Origin of the sequence: Paenibacillus agilis (assembly GCF_007786455.1) — a bacterium.
Lineage (GTDB): Bacteria > Bacillota > Bacilli > Paenibacillales > Paenibacillaceae > Paenibacillus_B > Paenibacillus_B agilis.
The window spans coordinates 2,969,060-2,987,424 of record NZ_VNJK01000001.1 but is presented as its reverse complement, the minus strand read 5'-3'; the positions used below and the strand labels follow the sequence as shown (position 1 = coordinate 2,987,424).

The window sequence follows — 18,365 nt, the reverse complement described above, 5'->3', positions numbered from 1 at the left end:
TAATATTTATTACCTATCACATCTTTGCATCGTATTTATCTCAAGGTGCTATGAGCGAAGATGGGAAAACGCTTGCCTTTTACTAAGACTGGACATAGAATGATTATGACTCAGGCCAATAAGCCATTGCCAACTATTTAATAGTTACAAGATGCGTAAATGATGTGTAACATGGATAGGCAGTATTTTCGAGTCACCTTAAAGGAGTGGGCGAGCTTGATTAGTCAATTGTCATGGAAAATCGGGGGGCAGCAAGGGGAAGGCGTGGAAAGTACAGACCGTATCTTCTCTACTGCGTTGAATCGTCTAGGTTATTACTTATACGGTTACCGACACTTTTCATCACGTATTAAAGGCGGACATACAAACAATAAGATTCGTATTAGCACGAAGCCAATTCGTGCCATTTCAGATGATTTAGATATTCTCGTTGCATTTGACCAAGAATCGATTGATTTAAATGCACATGAGCTGCACACTAACGGAGTTATCGTAGCGGATGCAAAGTTTAATCCAGTCGTTCCTGAAGGAGCAACTGCACGATTGTTTGCCGTACCTATTACAGCGATAGCTGAGGAACTCGGAACATCACTAATGAAGAACATGGTGGCGTCTGGCGCTTCATGGGCTCTATTAGGTCTGCCTTTAGAAGTATTCAATAAGGCAGTTGAAGAAGAGTTCGGCCGTAAAGGCGCAGCAGTCGTAGAGAAAAATATTGAAGCAGTACGCCGTGGCGCTGAATTCGTACTTGAGCAGGCAGGCGGACCGTTGGAACAATTCCGATTGGAGCCTGCTGATGGCAAGCAGAAGCTATTTATGATTGGTAACGATGCGATGGCACTTGGATCATTGGCAGCGGGATGCAGAATTATGTCTGCCTATCCAATAACGCCAGCTTCTGAAATTATGGAATATTTAATTAAAAAATTGCCGAAATTCGGTGGAACAGTTGTTCAAACAGAGGACGAAATTGCAGCAGCAACGATGGCTATCGGAGCTAACTATGCGGGTGTTCGTACGATGACAGCTTCCGCTGGACCAGGTCTTTCTCTTATGATGGAGGCTATCGGTCTAGCAGGGATGACAGAGACACCGCTCGTTATTGTTGATACACAGCGTGGAGGTCCAAGTACGGGATTGCCGACGAAGCAAGAACAAAGTGACGTAAACGCTATGATCTATGGAACACATGGGGAGATTCCAAAAATCATTATTTCTCCAAGTTCTATTGAAGAGTGTTTCTATGACATGATCGAGGCATTCAATTTATCGGAGCAGTATCAATGTCCGGTTATTGTGTTAACTGACTTGCAGCTTTCCCTAGGCAAGCAATCTTGTGAAATGCTTGACTACAATCGCATTGTCATCGATCGTGGCAAGCTTGCATCAGATGTGCCACCGTTGGAGACGCATGCGCAATTCAAACGTTACGAGCTCACGGAAGATGGCGTTTCACCTCGTGTTATTCCAGGTGAAAAAGGCGGCCTTCATCATGTGACAGGTGTAGAGCATGATGAAATTGGACGCCCATCTGAGAGTTCCATTAACCGTAAGAAGATGATGGATAAACGTCTTTCAAAATTGAACAGCCTGAGCATTACGAATGCCATCCATGTAGATGCACCTCATGAAGAGCCAGAGCTGCTTATCGTAGGAATGGGGTCTACGGGTGGTACGATCGATGAGGCTCGTGTAAGACTTGAGGAAGCGGGCATTAAAACGAACCATATTACGGTTCGTCAAATCTATCCGTTCCCAACAGAGCTGTTCGAGCCGTATGCGGATCGTGCAAGCCAGATTGTCGTTGTGGAAAATAACGCAACGGGTCAATTGGCGGATCAAATTAAGCTTAACGTAGGATGTGCAGCTAAAGTTCGTAATATGCTCAAATACGATGGAACGCCATTCCTACCAAGCGAAATCTATTCCCGAAGCAAGGAGTTGGTGTAAGATGGCAACGTTCAAAGAGTTTCGCAACAATGTGAAGCCGAACTGGTGCCCAGGCTGCGGTGACTTCTCGATTCAAGCAGCGATTCAACGCGCAGCGGCCAACGTAGGCTTGGAGCCTGAACAACTAGCCGTAATTTCAGGTATCGGTTGTTCCGGTCGTATTTCAGGGTATGTGAATGCATATGGCTTCCATGGTATTCACGGACGCGCATTGCCAATTGCACAAGGGGTAAAGCTTGCGAATCGTGATTTGACGGTTATTGCCTCTGGCGGTGACGGTGATGGATTTGCAATCGGTATGGGACATACCGTGCATGCGATTCGTCGTAATGTGAATATGACCTACATCGTTATGGATAATCAGATTTACGGACTGACAAAGGGTCAAACTTCCCCGCGTAGTGCTGTTGGTTTTAAGACGAAGAGTACGCCGGAAGGTTCGGTAGAGACAACGTTAGCTCCGTTGGAGATCGCACTAGCTGCTGGAGCGACTTTCGTAGCTCAATCGTTCTCTAGCGACTTGAAGCAGTTGACATCCTTGATCGAGCAGGGCATCAATCATGAAGGATTCTCTTTAATTAACGTATTCAGTCCTTGTGTCACATTTAACAAAATTAACACGTATGACTGGTTTAAAGAGAATATCGTTAACTTGGCAACAGTGGAGGGCTACGATCCGACGAACCGCGTGATGGCCATGACGAAGCTAATGGAGACGAACGGAATGATTACAGGACTTATTTATCAAGATACTTCCCGTCGTTCTTATGAGAATTTGGTACCAGGCTTCTCCCAGGAGTCCTTGGCACACCATGATTTGACCCTCTCGGAAGATGATTTCAACGGCTTGCTTAAAGAATTTAAGTAATTATATATAAATTCAATTAATTGTTAAAAAGGCATATGTCGAAAGATGTATGCTTTTTTTATTTTCATAGTATAATAAAAGTTGGTATATGAACTAGAGAGATATCGAGAGGTGGAAGAAACATGAAAACTGTACCAGTAGGCGTTTCCGGTCGTCATATTCATCTAACACAAGAGCACATTGAGGCACTATTTGGACCCGGCGCTCAACTAACAGAATTCAAAGCATTGTCTCAACCAGGACAATTCGCAGCAGTAGAAACAGTAGAAGTTATCGGACCTAAAGGATCCTTTAATACAGTACGTATTTTGGGCCCAGCTCGTCCAGCATCTCAATTGGAAGTTTCTCGTACGGATTCCTTCGCTTTGGGTATTAAAGCTCCTGTGCGTGAATCTGGCGCTATTGCTGATACACCTGGTGTTACTCTTAAAGGGCCGCATGGCGAAGTTGTATTGGATAAAGGTGTTATCGTTGCTGCACGTCACATTCACTTCCATACATCCGATGCTGAGAAGTGGGGTATTCAAGATAAGCAGACATTGCGTGTACGCGTAGGCGGCGAGCGTGGTGTCGTATTCGAAAATGTTCTTGCTCGTGTACATCCTACATTTGCATTGGACATGCATATCGATACAGATGAAGCAAATGCTGCAGGTGTTAAGAACGGCGACACAGCTGAAATTATTGACTAATAATGCATCGTTAACGGTCCCTGACGGGGCCGTTTTTTAATTTCCTGCAGCGTCCTATCTTGGAATCGAATTGAAAACAATGGTATAATATTCTGGATTGTGTTTCGAACTCACTTTGAGATCAAATGTATGATGATTGTAGACAAAATTATAAATACAAAAGGGAGTGACCAAGAGGATGAGCAAGGGGAAGGATTACGCTAAGTATTTTGACTTTTCTCAGGCCAAAGTCATTTCAGAGGATGAGAACGGCAAGAAGATTCGTCTTAGTGGCCGTGAAATTTATATTATGTCAGAACCGAATCAGCGTAAAGAAAAGCAGCGTGGCAAACAAGATATTCAGGTGCACTATGAAGAGGCTGTTCCTGAGACGTTACGTGAGCTGGGTAAGGGCAAGCGCTACATCATTTATACGTTTGGCTGTCAGATGAATGAGCACGATTCAGAGACGATGAGCGGCTTGTTGGAACAGATGGGTTATGAAAAGACAGAGGATCGTAAAGAAGCGGATATCATTTTACTTAATACATGTGCGATCCGTGAAAATGCTGAAGACAAAGTATTTGGAGAATTAGGTCATCTCAAAACACTAAAGCTTGAGCGTCCCGGACTCATTCTCGGAGTATGCGGCTGCATGTCTCAAGAGGAGAATGTCGTCAATCGCATTATGAGCAAGCATCAATTTGTGGATATCATCTTTGGGACTCATAATATTCATCGTCTGCCGTTCCTAGTTCGTGATGCTTTATTCAACAAAGAAATGGTTGTTGATGTATGGTCTAAAGAAGGCGATATTATCGAAAACCTGCCTAAGAAGCGTGCGGGTATGCGTGGATGGGTAAACATTATGTACGGTTGTGACAAGTTCTGTACATACTGTATCGTGCCATATACGCGAGGCAAGGAACGGAGTCGCCTGCCAGAGGATGTCATTGCAGAGGTTCGAGAGCTGGCACGTCAAGGCTATAAGGAAATTACACTGCTTGGTCAAAATGTAAATGCGTACGGCAAGGACTTCGCTGATAGAACGTATACGTTTGGGCATCTTATGGATGAGATTCGTACCATTAATCTACCTCGTATTCGCTTTACAACTTCACATCCTCGTGACTTTGACGATCATTTAATCGAAGTGCTGGCCAAGCAAGGGAATCTTGTGGAACATATTCATCTTCCTGTTCAATCGGGCAGCAGTGAAGTGTTGAAGAAGATGAGCCGTAAGTATACACGCGAGCACTATATACAGCTTGTACATAAAATTAAGGCGGCGATTCCGAATGTATCGTTGACAACGGATATTATTGTAGGTTTCCCAGGCGAAACAGACGAGCATTTTGAAGAGACGATGTCTTTGATGAGAGAAGTGGAGTTTGAACAGGCGTTTACCTTTATTTATTCGCCGCGGGAAGGAACACCAGCAGCTCAGATGGAAGACAACGTACCTATGGAAGTGAAGAAGGAACGCCTGCATCGTCTCAATGCGTTGATGAAGGACTTTAGCCGCAAAGGCAATGAGAAATTGCTTGGCGAAACTGTTGAGGTATTAGTTGAAAGTGAAAGCAAAAACAACGAACTAGTCTTGTCAGGCCGTACTCGTACAAATAGGCTTGTTCATTTTACAGGTTCAAAAGAGTTGATTGGTCAGTTTGTACATGTGCAGGTAACAGATATTAAATCTTTTTATATAAAAGGCGAGCTTGTCACAGAAAAGATGCAGATGAGTTCTTAAAAATGATAACAGCATCAGGTACAATGGAAAAGGAAGATTGTACCTGTAGATGGGGGAGATTGAGGTGTCACAGCAATCCAAAGAGACACAGAGTCAGCCAGCAGCAAAATCAGCATGTGGTGTGCCTAAGTTTGAAGCGGCTGAAGTACTTGTGCGTGAAGATATTATGCAGAAGGCGAAGCATTTGGCAGAGTTAATCTGCACAACAGAGGAAGTAAAACAGTATCAGGAAGCAGAAAAGTTGATTCAGAAGCATGAGCACGTACAAAAAACAATCGCAATGCTCAAGAAGAAGCAGAAAGAGATTGTTGCGTTTGAATCCTTCAACAATACGGCTATGGTCGAAAAGATTGAAGCTGAACTAGACGCGTTACAAGATGAGATTGATAACGTCCCACTTGTGGTGCAGTTCCAGCAAAGTCAAACGGATGTGAACTATTTGTTGCAGTTAATTATGAGTGTTATTCGTGACTCCGTTTCGGAAAAAATTAATGTTGAAGCGGGTCGTGCTGAAGATCCTGATAGCTGTAGTGACTAAGTAAGGGGCTTGCTGCATACTGTGCATTTGCATGTACATAATGAGGCAGACCTTATAAAATAAGACGAACAAAGAAGCATACCATCTCACTTTTAGGAGTGAGCGGGATGCTTTTTTTGTATATGCACAGAAATAAATGTTTATTAGGCGACAAATTTAAAAATATCCGCATAACATAAAAAGATAAAGGTCATCATCTGAGCTAAAATATCGTATACTGCAAGCTGCTCCAGCACGTCTTCTACAGGCGAATCCATTCAATCTGTCCCTCTATCCAATTGTAAAGATGATGACATGCTTGTCTCTATTCAGATGTGAGAGGGAGGGACAAAGATGGTAGTTTCAAGGCCTTGGCTGCAGCATTACCCAAGTGAAGTAGCATCCTCGTATGAGTATCCTCTTATAAACGCAGGGCATATGCTTGTCCACGCGACAGAAACGAATCCTGACCAGTATGCATGTTCATTTATGGGCTACAATCTAACTTACAAGAAATTACTTAGCTCGGCTTATCAATTTGCGAATGGCCTGTCACAGCTAGGTGTAAGTAAGGGAGAGCGTGTAGCTATTATGCTCCCGAATTGTCCGCAGATGATGATTGCTTATTTTGGCACGCTTCTATATGGAGCGATTGCGGTAATGACGAATCCGCTCTATAAGGAGGGAGAGCTCACCCATCAACTAAATGATGCAGAAGCTTCGGTACTTGTTACGTTGGATTTATTTATGGAGCGGGTATCAAAAATAAGAGACAAAACTTCCTTAAGAACGATAATCGTTGCTTCAATTGCAGAGTACTTGCCATTCCCCAAAAATATATTGTATCCATTAAAAATGAAGAAAGATGGTCAGTCTACAGTCGTACCGGCTGGTGATGACATCTATCGCTTTAAGCGTTGGCTGCGTACATGCAGTTCAGCCCCTGTCCTTGCAGAAGTGGATGCACTGGAGGATGTTGCAATACTCCAGTATACAGGCGGCACGACAGGCGTTGCTAAGGGTGTTATGCTGACGCATTATAACTTGGTAGCCAATACGGTTCAAAATTCGCGGTGGTTCTATCGTGCTAAACGAGGAGAAGAAGTGTTTTTGGCAGCGCTTCCTTGTTTCCATGTGTTTGGCTTAACGGTACTGCTGCATCAATCGGTTTACAATGCAGGCAGACTTATTTTATTGCCTAGATTCGAAGTGACACAAGTACTTCAGCAAATTGAGAAATATAAGGTAACGATATTTCCGGGTGCGCCGGCGATGTATAATGCTATCGTTCACGATGCTAATCATTCATCGTATCAATTACATTCCATTCGTGCTTGTGTTAGTGGTGCAGCCCCACTGCCTAATGAGGTACAGGAAAAGTTCGAACGGATCACAGGCGGGCGGCTTATCGAAGGGTATGGATCAACCGAGACATCACCTGTTAGCCATGCCAATAATATATGGGGGTATCGCAAAATAGGCTCGATCGGCATACCTTATCCCAATACAGATGCGATAATCGTAAATTCGGAGACAGGCGAACAGCTTGATGTTGGAGAAATCGGAGAGGTTGTGGTCCGAGGCCCACAAGTTATGAAAGGGTATTGGAAACGTCCAGAAGACACAGCAGCCGTCTTAAAAGAGGGATGGTTCTACACCGGGGACTTAGGTAAAATGGATGAAGAGGGTTTTTTCTACATCGTTGATCGTAAGAAGGATATGATTAATGCGAGCGGATTTAAAGTATATCCTCGCGAAGTTGAGGAAGTGCTATATGAACATCCTTCGATCAAGGAAGCAGTTGTTATCGGTGTGCCGGATGCATATCGGGGAGAAACGGTGAAAGCATTTGTCATCTTGGATGAGAAGGCAACGGATGTAGATGAGGACGCCATCAAACAATGGTGCCGTGATCGGATTGCTGTCTTTAAGGTCCCGCGGATTGTTGAGTTTCGATCCCAGCTTCCCAAGACGATGGTGGGGAAAGTACTGCGGCGTCAGTTAGTGGCAGAAGAGGCCGCAAGAAAGCAGCCTGAGGGCGATTCTGATCCATCCAAGGACGAATAGACATAACGGGAACATAAATGCTTTCAGCAGCCATTGAGGGCCTCTGAGCGTGGTTAGAAGACGTGTGCATTGGGAGTGGACATTCGGGTTGATTGGATGGGACTCCATAGGGTAATGTTAACTTGAAAGCAATCATTAATTTGTAAAAGTGATTACAGTCAATTGTACATTCAATTGTATTTGCGGTTTGATTTGTCTAATTGACTGTAATCAGAACTATCATCATAGATTGATAGCTCGTCAACATGGCAAGGGGGATAACAGAATGGAACATCTAGACTATACGAATGAGAACGATAACAGTAGCATTTTGGAGGAAAAGAAAGGACCTGAGATGTTCATATCTCTTGAAGAGTGGGCTGCGCTCGAAGAGAAGGCAGAGTCAACCTTTTGGGGTTTCCTCGGTTGTAAAGTTGTTTCGATAACCGCTGAAGAGACGGTTATTAGCTTGGAAGTAGGTCCACACCATATGAACATGCTGGGCATTGTAAACGGAGGGGTGTCTTCTTCACTGTTGGATAACTCGATGGGTATGATGGCTGGTGCTTTGCGACCGAATTATAATATGGTAACGAGTAATTTGAATATTCATTTTGTAGCTCCGTTGAAAGGTTCTGTCATAACGACACATGCTAAAGTATTACATGGCAGCAAGCGGACGTTAACTTGTTATGCTGAAGTTCGCGAAGCAGACGGTACGGTGGGTGCAATAGGAACGGCTACGTTCCGCGGAGTGAAGAAACAAGATTGACTTTTTAATCATATTTGTCATAATGGCTGTACAAGTTGGAAGCCTATGTAGAAATGGGGAGAAGAGACATGACAAAAGCGTTGATTGTCATTGATTATACAGTTGATTTCGTAGATGGTAAGCTGCCTTGCGGAGATCCGGCTATCGCCATCGAAAAGCCGATTACAGAACTGGTAGAGCAATTTGTAGCACAAGGGGACGAAGTGGTCATGGCAGTTGATCTCCATGATGAGCAGGATTCATATCACCCTGAGACAAAGTTATTCCCTCCTCACAACATTAGAGGGACAAGCGGTCGTAACTTGTATGGCAGCCTTATGGATGTGTATGAGCAGCACAAAGATCGTATTTATTGGATGGACAAGACTCGCTACAGTGCCTTTTGTGGGACAGACTTGGATATGAGGTTAAGAGCGAGAGGAATTCAAGAAGTTCATTTAGCAGGGGTATGTACGGATATTTGTGTTCTTCATACGGCGATTGAGGCCTATAATTTGGGTTATAAAATCGTTGTTCATGAACGTGCAGTTGCTACCTTTAATGGACAAGCCCATGTATGGGCATTAGAGCATTTCCGCAATTCGCTTGGTGCGACTACCATCAGTTAGCTTCGACGACAGACACAAATGGATAGGAGGAGTGATGCGCAATGAATCACTCGATGGCTTTACATACAGATAAATATCAAATCAATATGATGTATGCGCATTGGAAAAATGATACGCATAACCAGCACACGGTATTCGAGGCATTCTTTCGCAAAATGCCATTTGGCAATGGATATGCTGTATTTGCTGGCTTAGAGCGCATTATTGAATATATGGAACAGCTTCGTTTTACAGACGACGATATTGCTTATTTGGGTGAACAGGAAGAGCAGTATGATGCGGCATTTTTGGAGGAGTTAAGAAATTTCCGCTTTAATGGTCACATCGATGCTGTCAAAGAAGGTACACTTGTATTTGCTAACGAGCCGCTTGTACGAGTAGAAGGCCGTGTGTTTGAGACGCAGTTGATTGAGACGGCATTGCTTAACTTTATGAATTTTCAGACGCTTATAGCAACTAAAGCGTCACGGATTAAACGAGTGGCTAAACATGATATTTTGATGGAATTTGGAACTCGTCGTGCGCAAGAAGCAGATGCATCGTTATGGGGAGCTAGGGCTGCTTATATAGCTGGTTTCCACGCGACATCTAACATGCTGGCAGGCAAGCGTTTCTCGATTCCTACGAAAGGTACGCATGCACATGCGTGGGTACAAAGCTTCACAAGCGAGCATCAAGCTTTCGAATCTTTCGCAAAGGCGCTGCCCGATCATGTTACGCTGCTTGTAGATACGTATGACACGCTTCATAGTGGTATCCCAAATGCGATTCAAATCGCGAAACAATTAAGTGAAAAAGGCAAAAAGCTGCAAGGAATTCGATTAGATAGTGGAGATTTGGCATATTTGTCGATCGAAGCACGTAAAATGTTAGACGAGGCAGGCTTGTACGATGTACGCATTGTAGCCTCGAATGATTTGGATGAGTACACGATTGCAGACTTGAAGGAGCAAGGGGCTCGGGTGGATAGTTGGGGAGTTGGCACACAGCTGATTACAGCAGCCGATCAGCCTTCCTTAGGCGGTGTGTACAAGCTTGTGGCACGTGAGATTAATGGACGTCTAGAGCCAACGATCAAAATTTCTGCTAATCCCGAAAAGGTCACTGCTCCGGGGAAAAAGGATGTATACCGTATCATTCATCCGAAGAAGCAAAAAGCGATTGCAGATTATGTGTGCTTGGCATCAGAGTCAGACGTAGAGCGTAAGCAGAAGCTGAAGTTGTTTGATCCGCTCCATCCGTATATCCATAAATATGTGGATCAGTATGAGGCGGAAAAGCTGCTGAAGCCGATTTATCGCTCGGGACAACTTGTGTATGATCGTCCACTGCTAGAGGAGATTCGTGCCTATCATGAGCAGCAGATCAATCTGTTCTGGCCGGAGCATTTGCGCAAAAAGAATCCTGAGCCATTTCATGTTGACTACAGCACGAAGGCTTGGCAGCTGAAACGAGATATGATAGAAATGTATGTACAGGAAAAGGAAAAGCTTCGACTGATGCGACAAGAAGAATAGCAAATTGGGAGAGGGGATGGGAAGTATGAACGGAAACGAAGCGTCTGTAAAAACACGTAAGAGTGAAGTGTGGACTCCAGCACATGGGTTCACAGGTGGTATTGAAGGACCTGCTTGTGACAGACAAGGTAATCTTTACGCGGTTAATTATGCTCGTGAAGGGACGATCGGGCGTGTAACGCCTGACGGCTCAAGTTCTATCTTCCTTGAATTGCCGAATGGCAGTATCGCGAACGGCATCCGTTTCACTCGAGACGGACGAATGCTGATGGCGGACTACACGAAGCACAACATACTTCTATATGACTTTGCTTTTCAGAAACTATCCGTGTTTGCGCATGAACCACGGATGAATCAACCAAACGACATTTGTATTACGGCTCATGATGTCCTTTTCGCAAGTGACCCAAAATGGGCAGATAACACGGGGCAGCTGTGGCGTATTATGCCGCATGGCGAGGTTACGTTGATGGAAGCGGGTATGGGCACAACGAATGGAATTGAGGTTGGTCCTCAAGAAAACGTGTTGTACGTAAACGAATCGGTTCAGCGCTGTATTTGGGCATATGATTTGGCGGCGAATGGATCGATATCGAACAAACGCTTATTTGCTCAGTTCAGCGATTTCGGCCTAGATGGTATGCGCTGCGACGTTGATGGGAACTTGTATGTGGCACGTTATGGAAAAGGTACAATTGCCATCCTAAATCCAGCAGGTGTGCTGATTGAAGAAATTCAACTGCACGGCAAAAATCCAACGAACGTAACGTTCGGAGGAGAAGATGGCCGTACCGTTTATGTCACTGTGCAGGATCAAGGCAATGTGGAACGATTCCGTGCAGATCGTCCAGGTCGCTGTCGTCGTTTGTTTGGACTCGTATAAGGATTACACAGCATATAATAAGCAAATAGCAGGGAGCCTCATTACAGAGGCTCCCTGCTATTATTATTTCTCGGGAAAGCGCAGAACTAGTCATAAAGCATCTTTATTCGCAAATATAGACAGCGTGCAGGCAAATTCATGTTTCATGAAGATGAACGTTGATGAAAGTTGTCGAAGGGATAGGCTCATTATCCGGTCCACTCCGTTTAATTAGGAAATACAGTATGAATCGCTTTTTTCAAAACATCAGCAGAGTGATGGAGCTTGTCCAATTCCTCTTGTTCCAATTTAAGCTCCACCACTTCTTTAATACCTTCGCGTGAAATGACAGCAGGAACACCAATATACACATCATTCAATCCATATTGTCCTTCCAGTAGCGCTGATATGGACAAGACGCTGTTTTCATTGCGAAGCACAGCTGTAGTTAGACGTGCAAGTCCCATTGCGATACCATAATAGGTAGCACCTTTGCGTTCAATGATATGATACGCAGCATCTCGTACATTTGTAAAAATTGTATTCAATGTCTCTTGACTTGGCTTGCCATGAGCATGTATATAATCTTTTAGGGGCTGACCGCCAATATTAACATGGCTCCACACCGGAAGCTCTGTATCACCATGCTCACCCATAATATAGGCATGTACGTTGCGCGGGTCAACATTGAGTTCAGAACCAAGCTCAAATCGAAGGCGGGCACTGTCCAAAATGGTACCAGAGCCGATTATACGATGTGCGGGGAGCCCAGAATATTTCCATGTCGCATACGTTAACACATCAACGGGATTGGTAGCTACGATGAAGATACCATCAAATCCACTTTGCATGACGGCTGTTACGATAGACTTGAATATGGCTGCATTTTTCTCAATTAAATCAAGACGGGTTTCGCCTGGTCCTTGATTGGCTCCTGCAGTAATGACAACGATATCTGCATCTTTGCAATCGGAATAATCACCAGCCCAAATGCGCATATTGCTCGAAAAGGACAAACCATGATTCAAGTCCATGGCATCGCCTTCGGCCTTTTTATGATTAACATCAATAATGACCAGTTCAGAAGCAGCTCCTTGGTTGAGCATGGCAAATGCATAACTAGCGCCAACAAAACCTGAACCTATAAGAGCGACTTTAGCAACTTTATTTGTTGGATTCATCGGGTACACTCCTCTTTATGTAATAGATTCGAACCATAATGTACTCACAAAAATAAGTATAACAGGGTTTTATTCGCGACCCAATTATACATTAACCACTCTACACGAAATTGATTCATTTTTGTTGTTGAATAGGGGTAGGGGGTATGATATAATCCAATGAAAGGTGGTGAATACGAAGGCTATGACAGAAAAAGACCTAGAGCAAACAGCAGAAGACCAATCATCGTGTTGTTCATCTGATACAGTGTGTGCTGGCCACCAAGAAGATGGAGTGCGTAAAAGCCATCATTCTGCAGAAACGAAACAAAAGCTTGTCCATCGCCTGAATCGAATTGAAGGTCAAGTACGAGGCGTTAAGTCTATGATTGAGCGGGATGTGTATTGTGATCAGGTGCTGCATCAGATTGCTTCGATTCAATCAGCGCTTAACTCGGTAGGTAAATTATTATTAGATGGTCACATCCGATCTTGTGTCGTAGAACGCCTTCAAGCTGGTGAGGAAGAGGTTATTACGGAGCTTCTTACGACCATGAATAAATTGATGAAGTAGACAACAGTCATTATTTTGAGGAGGACGACAGGATGAGTCAAGTAACATGGAATGTAGAAGGAATGTCTTGCGGTCATTGCAAAGCTGCAATTGAGAAAGCGGTAGCGAATGAAAAGGCGACAGCTGAAGTTTCTTTGGCAGATAAGCAAGTAACGATTACGTATGATGAATCCGTTGTTTCATTGGATAAAGTACGTGAAGCGATTGAAGATCAAGGTTATGACGTCGTTTAATTTTTATGTATAGAAAAATGGAAATGTTCAGAGAAGTATCCTATTTGATGTCGAGATGGGGCTTCGTAACGGCTTGCTCTTGCTACAGCATATTTGTTGTGGAGAGCAAGCCGTTTTTCGTACAGGTGGGCAGCAGGCAGAAATCAGTAACAGAACAAGTGATGAAGCGATCTCAATCCGAATGGTGCTTTGTAAACGGGGACAATATTCGTATTTTTGTTAGATGTAGCGGATTCAGTAGTGAGAAACAGGAAGAAATCGCTTTCATACGGGTGTGAAACTCTTTTTTTGCATAGAAAAATTAAATAATTCCTATCTGTCCTATTGGATTTATTTAATTTATTTAATATAAGTCTTGTCAACGGGATAGGAAGGGGCTATAATCAGTCCCATCGGGTAAGACCATTAACTAAATATGGGAGAATAGGTGCTTAGCGTAACGTCTAAGCTTAAAAGGGAAGTTCGGTATAACATTCCGACGCGGTCCCGCCACTGTAATAGCTGAGATACAGCATATAAACCACTGGTTTTTTCAAACTGGGAAGGCAGCTGATATCAATGACGCTTGAGCCAGGAGACCTGCCTGTTCTGACGACACTGTTTTCAACCTACGGGAGATAGGGAGGTGTTACGTAAACACAGCGCTGTGCCATGACGCATGTTTATTTTTGTGTTTTAAGCGGATTTGGCCATGGACTCAATAGCGATGTACGATTCGAACATTGTATCGACAGGGCAGCTCATGTCCAATGGTGGGGCATGTTCAACGTACATACTGTATGTTTCATTGATCGTTTACGGGCATTCTTATCTCTCAAGAGATAGGAATGCCTTTTTTTGTTGATGGGGACAATTAGCGATAGCACATTGGGAGGCGTATGAGATGACAGGACAGAAGAGCGCAGCACAAGTTACAGCAAGTGTGATTGGTTACCCACGTATTGGGAAACAACGTGAGTGGAAAAAGGCTTTGGAAGCCTATTGGGCAGGCAAGAGCGACTATAGTCAAACCGTAACGGAATTGGATCGAATTGAAGCAGAGCGATTGCAGCATTTGGCTGATGCTGGATTGAACTATATTCCAGTGAACGATTATTCATGGTACGATCATGTGCTTGATCAAAGTGTTACGTTTGGTATTATTCCTGAGCGGTTCCGTCAATCGCTAGCTGCGCAGATCGAGTCTTGCAGTCAGCTAGATGCAGGTCAAGCATCTATTCCACAAGAGGTGGCTGACTTGGCTTTCGCAATCGCAAGAGGAACAGCACAGCATCCAGCAAGTGAGATGACGAAATGGTTCAATACGAACTATCATTACATCGTCCCGGAATGGAGCGGACAAGAACCGCAATTACTAGTGAACTTGCCATTGTTAGCAGTTAAGCGTGCGAAGCAAGTTCTAGCTGATCGTGAGGCTGTGCTGAAGCCTGTTCTAATAGGGCCTTACACGTTCGTTCGCTTGATGAAGGGTATTCCTGCGGCAGAACGTTCTTCAGTTATCGCGAAGCTTACTCCTGTCTATGTTCAACTATTGCAATCATTGGCAGCAGAAGGCGTACAAGTTGTACAACTCGATGAACCAGCATGGATCTGGGCATTGAATAAAGAAGAACAGCAACAAGTACAAGCTACATATGATGCGCTGCGTCAAGCTGTTCCTTCCCTTGATCTATGGGTACAAACGTACTTTGAGGCAGTAGCAGACTACAACTTCGTTACCTCTTTGCCAGTTAATGTGATCGGTTTAGATTTTGTACATGGTAAAGTACGTAACGAAGCAAATATAAAGCAGCATGGATTCCCTGCTGACAAACGCATTGCGATTGGCGTGCTGGATGGTCGCAATGTATGGCGTACGGATTTACAAGCGGTTGTTACTGATTTGGAGCAGACAATTGAACCTGTTGTGGCAAAAGAAAGATGGATCGTGCAGCCATCCTGCAGCTTGCTTCATGTACCTCTTGCTTTGCGCGAAGAGAGCAAGCTTCCACAGTTGATGGTTGATGCTCTTGCAGGCGCAGAAGAGAAGCTTGTCGAGATCGTAACGATTGCGAATGCTTTGAATGATCCAAGCGCAGCGAATAAAGAGTTGCTTGCTGCAAGCAATGCGGCTGTTCAAGCTTGGCGTACAGCTCCAGAAAGACAGCGTCCACAAGTTCGTGAAGCGCTGAAGGACATCCACCAGGATGAGAAGCTATTGACCCGTGAAGCATTCCAAGAGCGTTTGAAGCTGCAAGAGCAAAGATGGCCTCAACTGCCGGTGCTTCCAACGACATCGATTGGAAGTCTTCCACAGACGTTGGATGTGCGTAAGGCACGTCAGCGTTTCCGTAAAGGGGAATGGGACTTAGCTGCTTATACGGAGTATTTACAAGCAGAAATGAAACGCTGGGTTGAGATTCAAGAAGAGATTGGCATCGATGTCCTAGTGCATGGTGAATTTGAGCGTACCGATATGGTTGAGTACTTCGGCGAGAAGCTTGATGGATTTGTCTTTACGCAAAATGGATGGGTTCAATCTTACGGCTCACGCTGCGTAAAACCACCGTTGCTCTATGGAGATATCGCTTTCCGCTCTGCTATGACAGTGGAAGAGACTGAATTCACTCAATCGCTCACAAAGCAGCCCGTTAAAGGGATGTTGACAGGCCCCGTTACGATCTTGAACTGGTCGTTCGTGCGTGATGACTTATCACGCGAGGAAGTATCCTATCAATTGGCATGGGCATTGCGTCAAGAGATTATTGCGCTTGAAGAAGCGGGCATCGGCATGATCCAGGTCGATGAGCCAGCAGTTAAGGAAGGTATGCCGCTGCATGCAGACGATGCGGTACATTATCGCAAATGGACAGTTGATGCATTCCGTTTGGCAACAGCTGGTGTAAGATCCGATACGCAAATTCATACACATATGTGCTACTGTGACTTCTCAGATATGGTAGACCTGATCCGTGATATGGATGCCGATGTTATTTCACTAGAAACGGCTCGCAGCGGTGGAGATATCGTAGAGGCGTTCTCACGCAATCATTATGAACTTGGTATTGGATTAGGTGTATACGATATTCATAGCCCACGTGTCCCTTCTGTAGAGGAGATGGAGCAATGTATTACTCGTGCGCTTGAAGTATTGCCAGCACGTACGTTCTGGATTAACCCAGACTGCGGACTTAAAACTCGCGGGGAGAAAGAAACCATCGAAGCGCTGAAAAATATGACAGAGGCAGCAGCGCGTGCGCGGAAGAAGCTAGCTGAAGCAGCTGCAGCGCCTTCTCATTCGTAACATTTGCAATTGTTTAATAATTTGTCTTTCATAAAATAAATGGTATGATAATAAACCCGCCTGATAGATGCAGGCGGGTTTATTGCTGTGCATAGGGGCTTGAACAATAGTTACGATAGTTTTGTTGCATGATCCGTGATTCGCACTGCGTGGCAGACTGAGCTAAGAAATGCTCATCTATTATGATTTATTCCAATCTGATACACATAATATAGGACATACAGATTGACTACTTGCTTGCAGAGCGGAGGGCGTATACAATAAGGTACGGTTCCATCACTTTCAAGCGAGACAACAAATCCGGCTATGCGTAATTATCTATTCATCAAATGAATCGTTTAAAAAGGAGGTAGCTGTGAATTTGGGAGCACGCGTACTTAAGACAGGAATAGCAGTTACCTTAGCACTGTATATTAGTCAATTATTGCATTTCCAAAGTCCGGTCATAGCTGCTGTGGCGGCTATTTTTGCCATTCAGCCATCCATTTATCGCTCTTGGCGACATTTCCGTGAGCAGCTGCAAGCGAATACGCTTGGGGCCATACTGGCGTTGTCAGCAGGGATGATCGTTTCTAATGAGCCATTTGCCATAGGTGTCGTTTGTATCGTTGTTATTGTCATTTGTCTGAAGATGAAGATGGAAGAATCGATAGGTTTGACACTGGTTACGGTTATTGCCGTGATGGAAGCATCGAGTGAGTGGCAGTTCGCCCTAGATCGATTCTCACAAGTGTTAATTGGTATTGCTTGCGCTTGCCTGATTAACGTCATTGTGATGCCTCCACGTCCAAAAGAGCAGTTTAACAATCAGATTCAATCCGTATTTAATCGTCTATCGTTGTTGCTTCGTACCGTCATTTCCGACGAGATGAAGGAACAAGCGTTTAAGGCGGAAAAGGATGAACTGGAGAAAGCTGTATCGTCATTGACAGATAAATATAAGCTCTTTGAGGAAGAAACGAAGAAGCTGCACAAGCCTAAATATCGATATACGCGTCAACTCGTTGTATATAAACAGCTCGTGCACACGCTTCGAATTGGCTTGGATGTGTTGGAATCGATTGATGAGCATTATTTTCAATCACCGCGTACAGAGGCAATCGATAAGTTGTTTGATGATCACGTGGAAGCATTAATGAAGGGACATGAATTTGTTCATCTTAAGCTGCAGGACAAAGTAAAGCCTGAAAGTACCGAAATTGAAGAAATGCAGCTGAAGATGGATGCGTTCTTAAATGACATGATCAAGCATAGTTCGGATGAAGAGGCTGGTATGCAGCGTTTAGCTTTAGTAGCTTCATCGATGTACCGTTATGGATTCCAAATTAGTCGTTTGGATCGTCTCGTAGGGCATGTGGAGCCTGCTCAGACGAATAAGCCTATTCCGCATTGGTGGAAAACTTGGTTTAAGAGCAAGGATAGTTAGGTTGGTATGCACTTCAACGTCAGGATATCATGATAATCCTTTCATGCTTCATTCAGAATGGCATGTAAGAGCTAACCGAATCGTATTACTGGCAAGGGTCTCTGCTGTCCGTTGAACAGTTCAGAGAT

16 protein-coding genes and 1 riboswitch are annotated in these 18,365 nt (G+C 44.2%); of the genes, 15 read left to right on the top strand and 1 reads right to left on the bottom strand.

What is annotated here, in order from left to right:
• Positions 1–216 precede the first annotated feature (216 nt).
• From FPZ44_RS13105 to FPZ44_RS13060, 10 genes are all read left to right on the top strand, one after another.
• Positions 217–1,950 carry a 2-oxoacid:acceptor oxidoreductase subunit alpha gene (locus tag FPZ44_RS13105; protein ID WP_144990854.1) on the top strand — a complete coding sequence of 578 codons (1,734 nt, stop codon included), beginning with the start codon at positions 217–219 and terminating at the stop codon, positions 1,948–1,950.
• A gap of 1 nt (position 1,951) precedes the next feature.
• Entirely contained in the window at positions 1,952–2,818 is an 867-nt protein-coding gene (locus FPZ44_RS13100; protein ID WP_144990852.1) for a 2-oxoacid:ferredoxin oxidoreductase subunit beta, read from the top strand.
• A gap of 122 nt (positions 2,819–2,940) precedes the next feature.
• Positions 2,941–3,510, top strand: coding sequence for a phosphate propanoyltransferase (locus FPZ44_RS13095; protein WP_144990850.1), 570 nt, complete (start codon positions 2,941–2,943; stop codon positions 3,508–3,510).
• Positions 3,511–3,688: 178 nt separating this feature from the next.
• On the top strand, positions 3,689–5,239 hold the full coding sequence (gene miaB, locus FPZ44_RS13090; RefSeq protein ID WP_144990848.1) for a tRNA (N6-isopentenyl adenosine(37)-C2)-methylthiotransferase MiaB: 1,551 nt from the start codon (positions 3,689–3,691) through the stop codon (positions 5,237–5,239).
• A gap of 64 nt (positions 5,240–5,303) precedes the next feature.
• Positions 5,304–5,777: a YlbF/YmcA family competence regulator gene (locus FPZ44_RS13085; RefSeq protein WP_261378314.1), complete on the top strand. Its 474-nt coding sequence runs from the start codon at positions 5,304–5,306 to the stop codon at positions 5,775–5,777.
• A 333-nt stretch (positions 5,778–6,110) separates the two neighbouring features.
• On the top strand, positions 6,111–7,823 hold the full coding sequence (locus FPZ44_RS13080; RefSeq protein WP_144990845.1) for an AMP-binding protein: 1,713 nt from the start codon (positions 6,111–6,113) through the stop codon (positions 7,821–7,823).
• Between the two features lie 265 nt (positions 7,824–8,088).
• The gene (locus FPZ44_RS13075; RefSeq protein WP_261378313.1) at positions 8,089–8,574 is read left to right on the top strand and encodes a PaaI family thioesterase; all 486 of its coding nucleotides are present in this window, start codon (positions 8,089–8,091) and stop codon (positions 8,572–8,574) included.
• 68 nt (positions 8,575–8,642) lie between these two features.
• Positions 8,643–9,182, top strand: a complete 540-nt coding sequence (locus FPZ44_RS13070) for a cysteine hydrolase family protein (protein ID WP_144990843.1) — start codon at positions 8,643–8,645, stop codon at positions 9,180–9,182.
• A 41-nt stretch (positions 9,183–9,223) separates the two neighbouring features.
• Positions 9,224–10,699: a nicotinate phosphoribosyltransferase gene (locus FPZ44_RS13065; protein ID WP_144990841.1), complete on the top strand. Its 1,476-nt coding sequence runs from the start codon at positions 9,224–9,226 to the stop codon at positions 10,697–10,699.
• A 25-nt stretch (positions 10,700–10,724) separates the two neighbouring features.
• Positions 10,725–11,582, top strand: coding sequence for an SMP-30/gluconolactonase/LRE family protein (locus FPZ44_RS13060; RefSeq protein ID WP_144990839.1), 858 nt, complete (start codon positions 10,725–10,727; stop codon positions 11,580–11,582).
• A 206-nt stretch (positions 11,583–11,788) separates the two neighbouring features.
• On the opposite strand, the gene FPZ44_RS13055 is transcribed toward FPZ44_RS13060, so the two are convergent.
• The gene (locus FPZ44_RS13055) at positions 11,789–12,742 is read right to left on the bottom strand and encodes an L-lactate dehydrogenase (protein ID WP_144990837.1); all 954 of its coding nucleotides are present in this window, start codon (positions 12,740–12,742) and stop codon (positions 11,789–11,791) included.
• 184 nt (positions 12,743–12,926) lie between these two features.
• On the opposite strand from FPZ44_RS13055, the gene FPZ44_RS13050 reads away from it, so the two are divergent.
• From FPZ44_RS13050 to FPZ44_RS13030, 5 genes are all read left to right on the top strand, one after another.
• Positions 12,927–13,295: a metal-sensitive transcriptional regulator gene (locus FPZ44_RS13050; RefSeq protein ID WP_144990835.1), complete on the top strand. Its 369-nt coding sequence runs from the start codon at positions 12,927–12,929 to the stop codon at positions 13,293–13,295.
• A gap of 32 nt (positions 13,296–13,327) precedes the next feature.
• Entirely contained in the window at positions 13,328–13,528 is a 201-nt protein-coding gene (locus FPZ44_RS13045; RefSeq protein WP_144990833.1) for a cation transporter, read from the top strand.
• A 47-nt stretch (positions 13,529–13,575) separates the two neighbouring features.
• Complete coding sequence (locus tag FPZ44_RS13040; RefSeq protein ID WP_144990831.1) at positions 13,576–13,806, top strand: hypothetical protein; 231 nt, start codon at positions 13,576–13,578, stop codon at positions 13,804–13,806.
• Positions 13,807–13,936: 130 nt separating this feature from the next.
• Positions 13,937–14,129: riboswitch (cobalamin riboswitch) on the top strand.
• Between the two features lie 282 nt (positions 14,130–14,411).
• A complete protein-coding gene (metE, locus tag FPZ44_RS13035; protein ID WP_144990829.1) occupies positions 14,412–16,811 on the top strand; it encodes a 5-methyltetrahydropteroyltriglutamate--homocysteine S-methyltransferase in 2,400 nt (799 codons plus the stop codon).
• Between the two features lie 355 nt (positions 16,812–17,166).
• Positions 17,167–18,237, top strand: a complete 1,071-nt coding sequence (locus FPZ44_RS13030; protein WP_144990827.1) for an FUSC family protein — start codon at positions 17,167–17,169, stop codon at positions 18,235–18,237.
• Positions 18,238–18,365: the final 128 nt, after the last annotated feature.

Coding starts and splice junctions, on each gene's coding strand:
- FPZ44_RS13100 (WP_144990852.1), top strand. CDS start 1,952: ATGGCAACGTTCAAAGAGTTTCGCAACAATGTGAAGCCGAACTGGTGC.
- FPZ44_RS13095 (WP_144990850.1), top strand. CDS start 2,941: ATGAAAACTGTACCAGTAGGCGTTTCCGGTCGTCATATTCATCTAACA.
- miaB (WP_144990848.1), top strand. CDS start 3,689: ATGAGCAAGGGGAAGGATTACGCTAAGTATTTTGACTTTTCTCAGGCC.
- FPZ44_RS13080 (WP_144990845.1), top strand. CDS start 6,111: ATGGTAGTTTCAAGGCCTTGGCTGCAGCATTACCCAAGTGAAGTAGCA.
- FPZ44_RS13075 (WP_261378313.1), top strand. CDS start 8,089: ATGGAACATCTAGACTATACGAATGAGAACGATAACAGTAGCATTTTG.
- FPZ44_RS13070 (WP_144990843.1), top strand. CDS start 8,643: ATGACAAAAGCGTTGATTGTCATTGATTATACAGTTGATTTCGTAGAT.
- FPZ44_RS13065 (WP_144990841.1), top strand. CDS start 9,224: ATGAATCACTCGATGGCTTTACATACAGATAAATATCAAATCAATATG.
- FPZ44_RS13060 (WP_144990839.1), top strand. CDS start 10,725: ATGAACGGAAACGAAGCGTCTGTAAAAACACGTAAGAGTGAAGTGTGG.
- FPZ44_RS13055 (WP_144990837.1), bottom strand. CDS start 12,742: ATGAATCCAACAAATAAAGTTGCTAAAGTCGCTCTTATAGGTTCAGGT.
- FPZ44_RS13050 (WP_144990835.1), top strand. CDS start 12,927: ATGACAGAAAAAGACCTAGAGCAAACAGCAGAAGACCAATCATCGTGT.
- FPZ44_RS13045 (WP_144990833.1), top strand. CDS start 13,328: ATGAGTCAAGTAACATGGAATGTAGAAGGAATGTCTTGCGGTCATTGC.
- FPZ44_RS13040 (WP_144990831.1), top strand. CDS start 13,576: ATGTCGAGATGGGGCTTCGTAACGGCTTGCTCTTGCTACAGCATATTT.
- metE (WP_144990829.1), top strand. CDS start 14,412: ATGACAGGACAGAAGAGCGCAGCACAAGTTACAGCAAGTGTGATTGGT.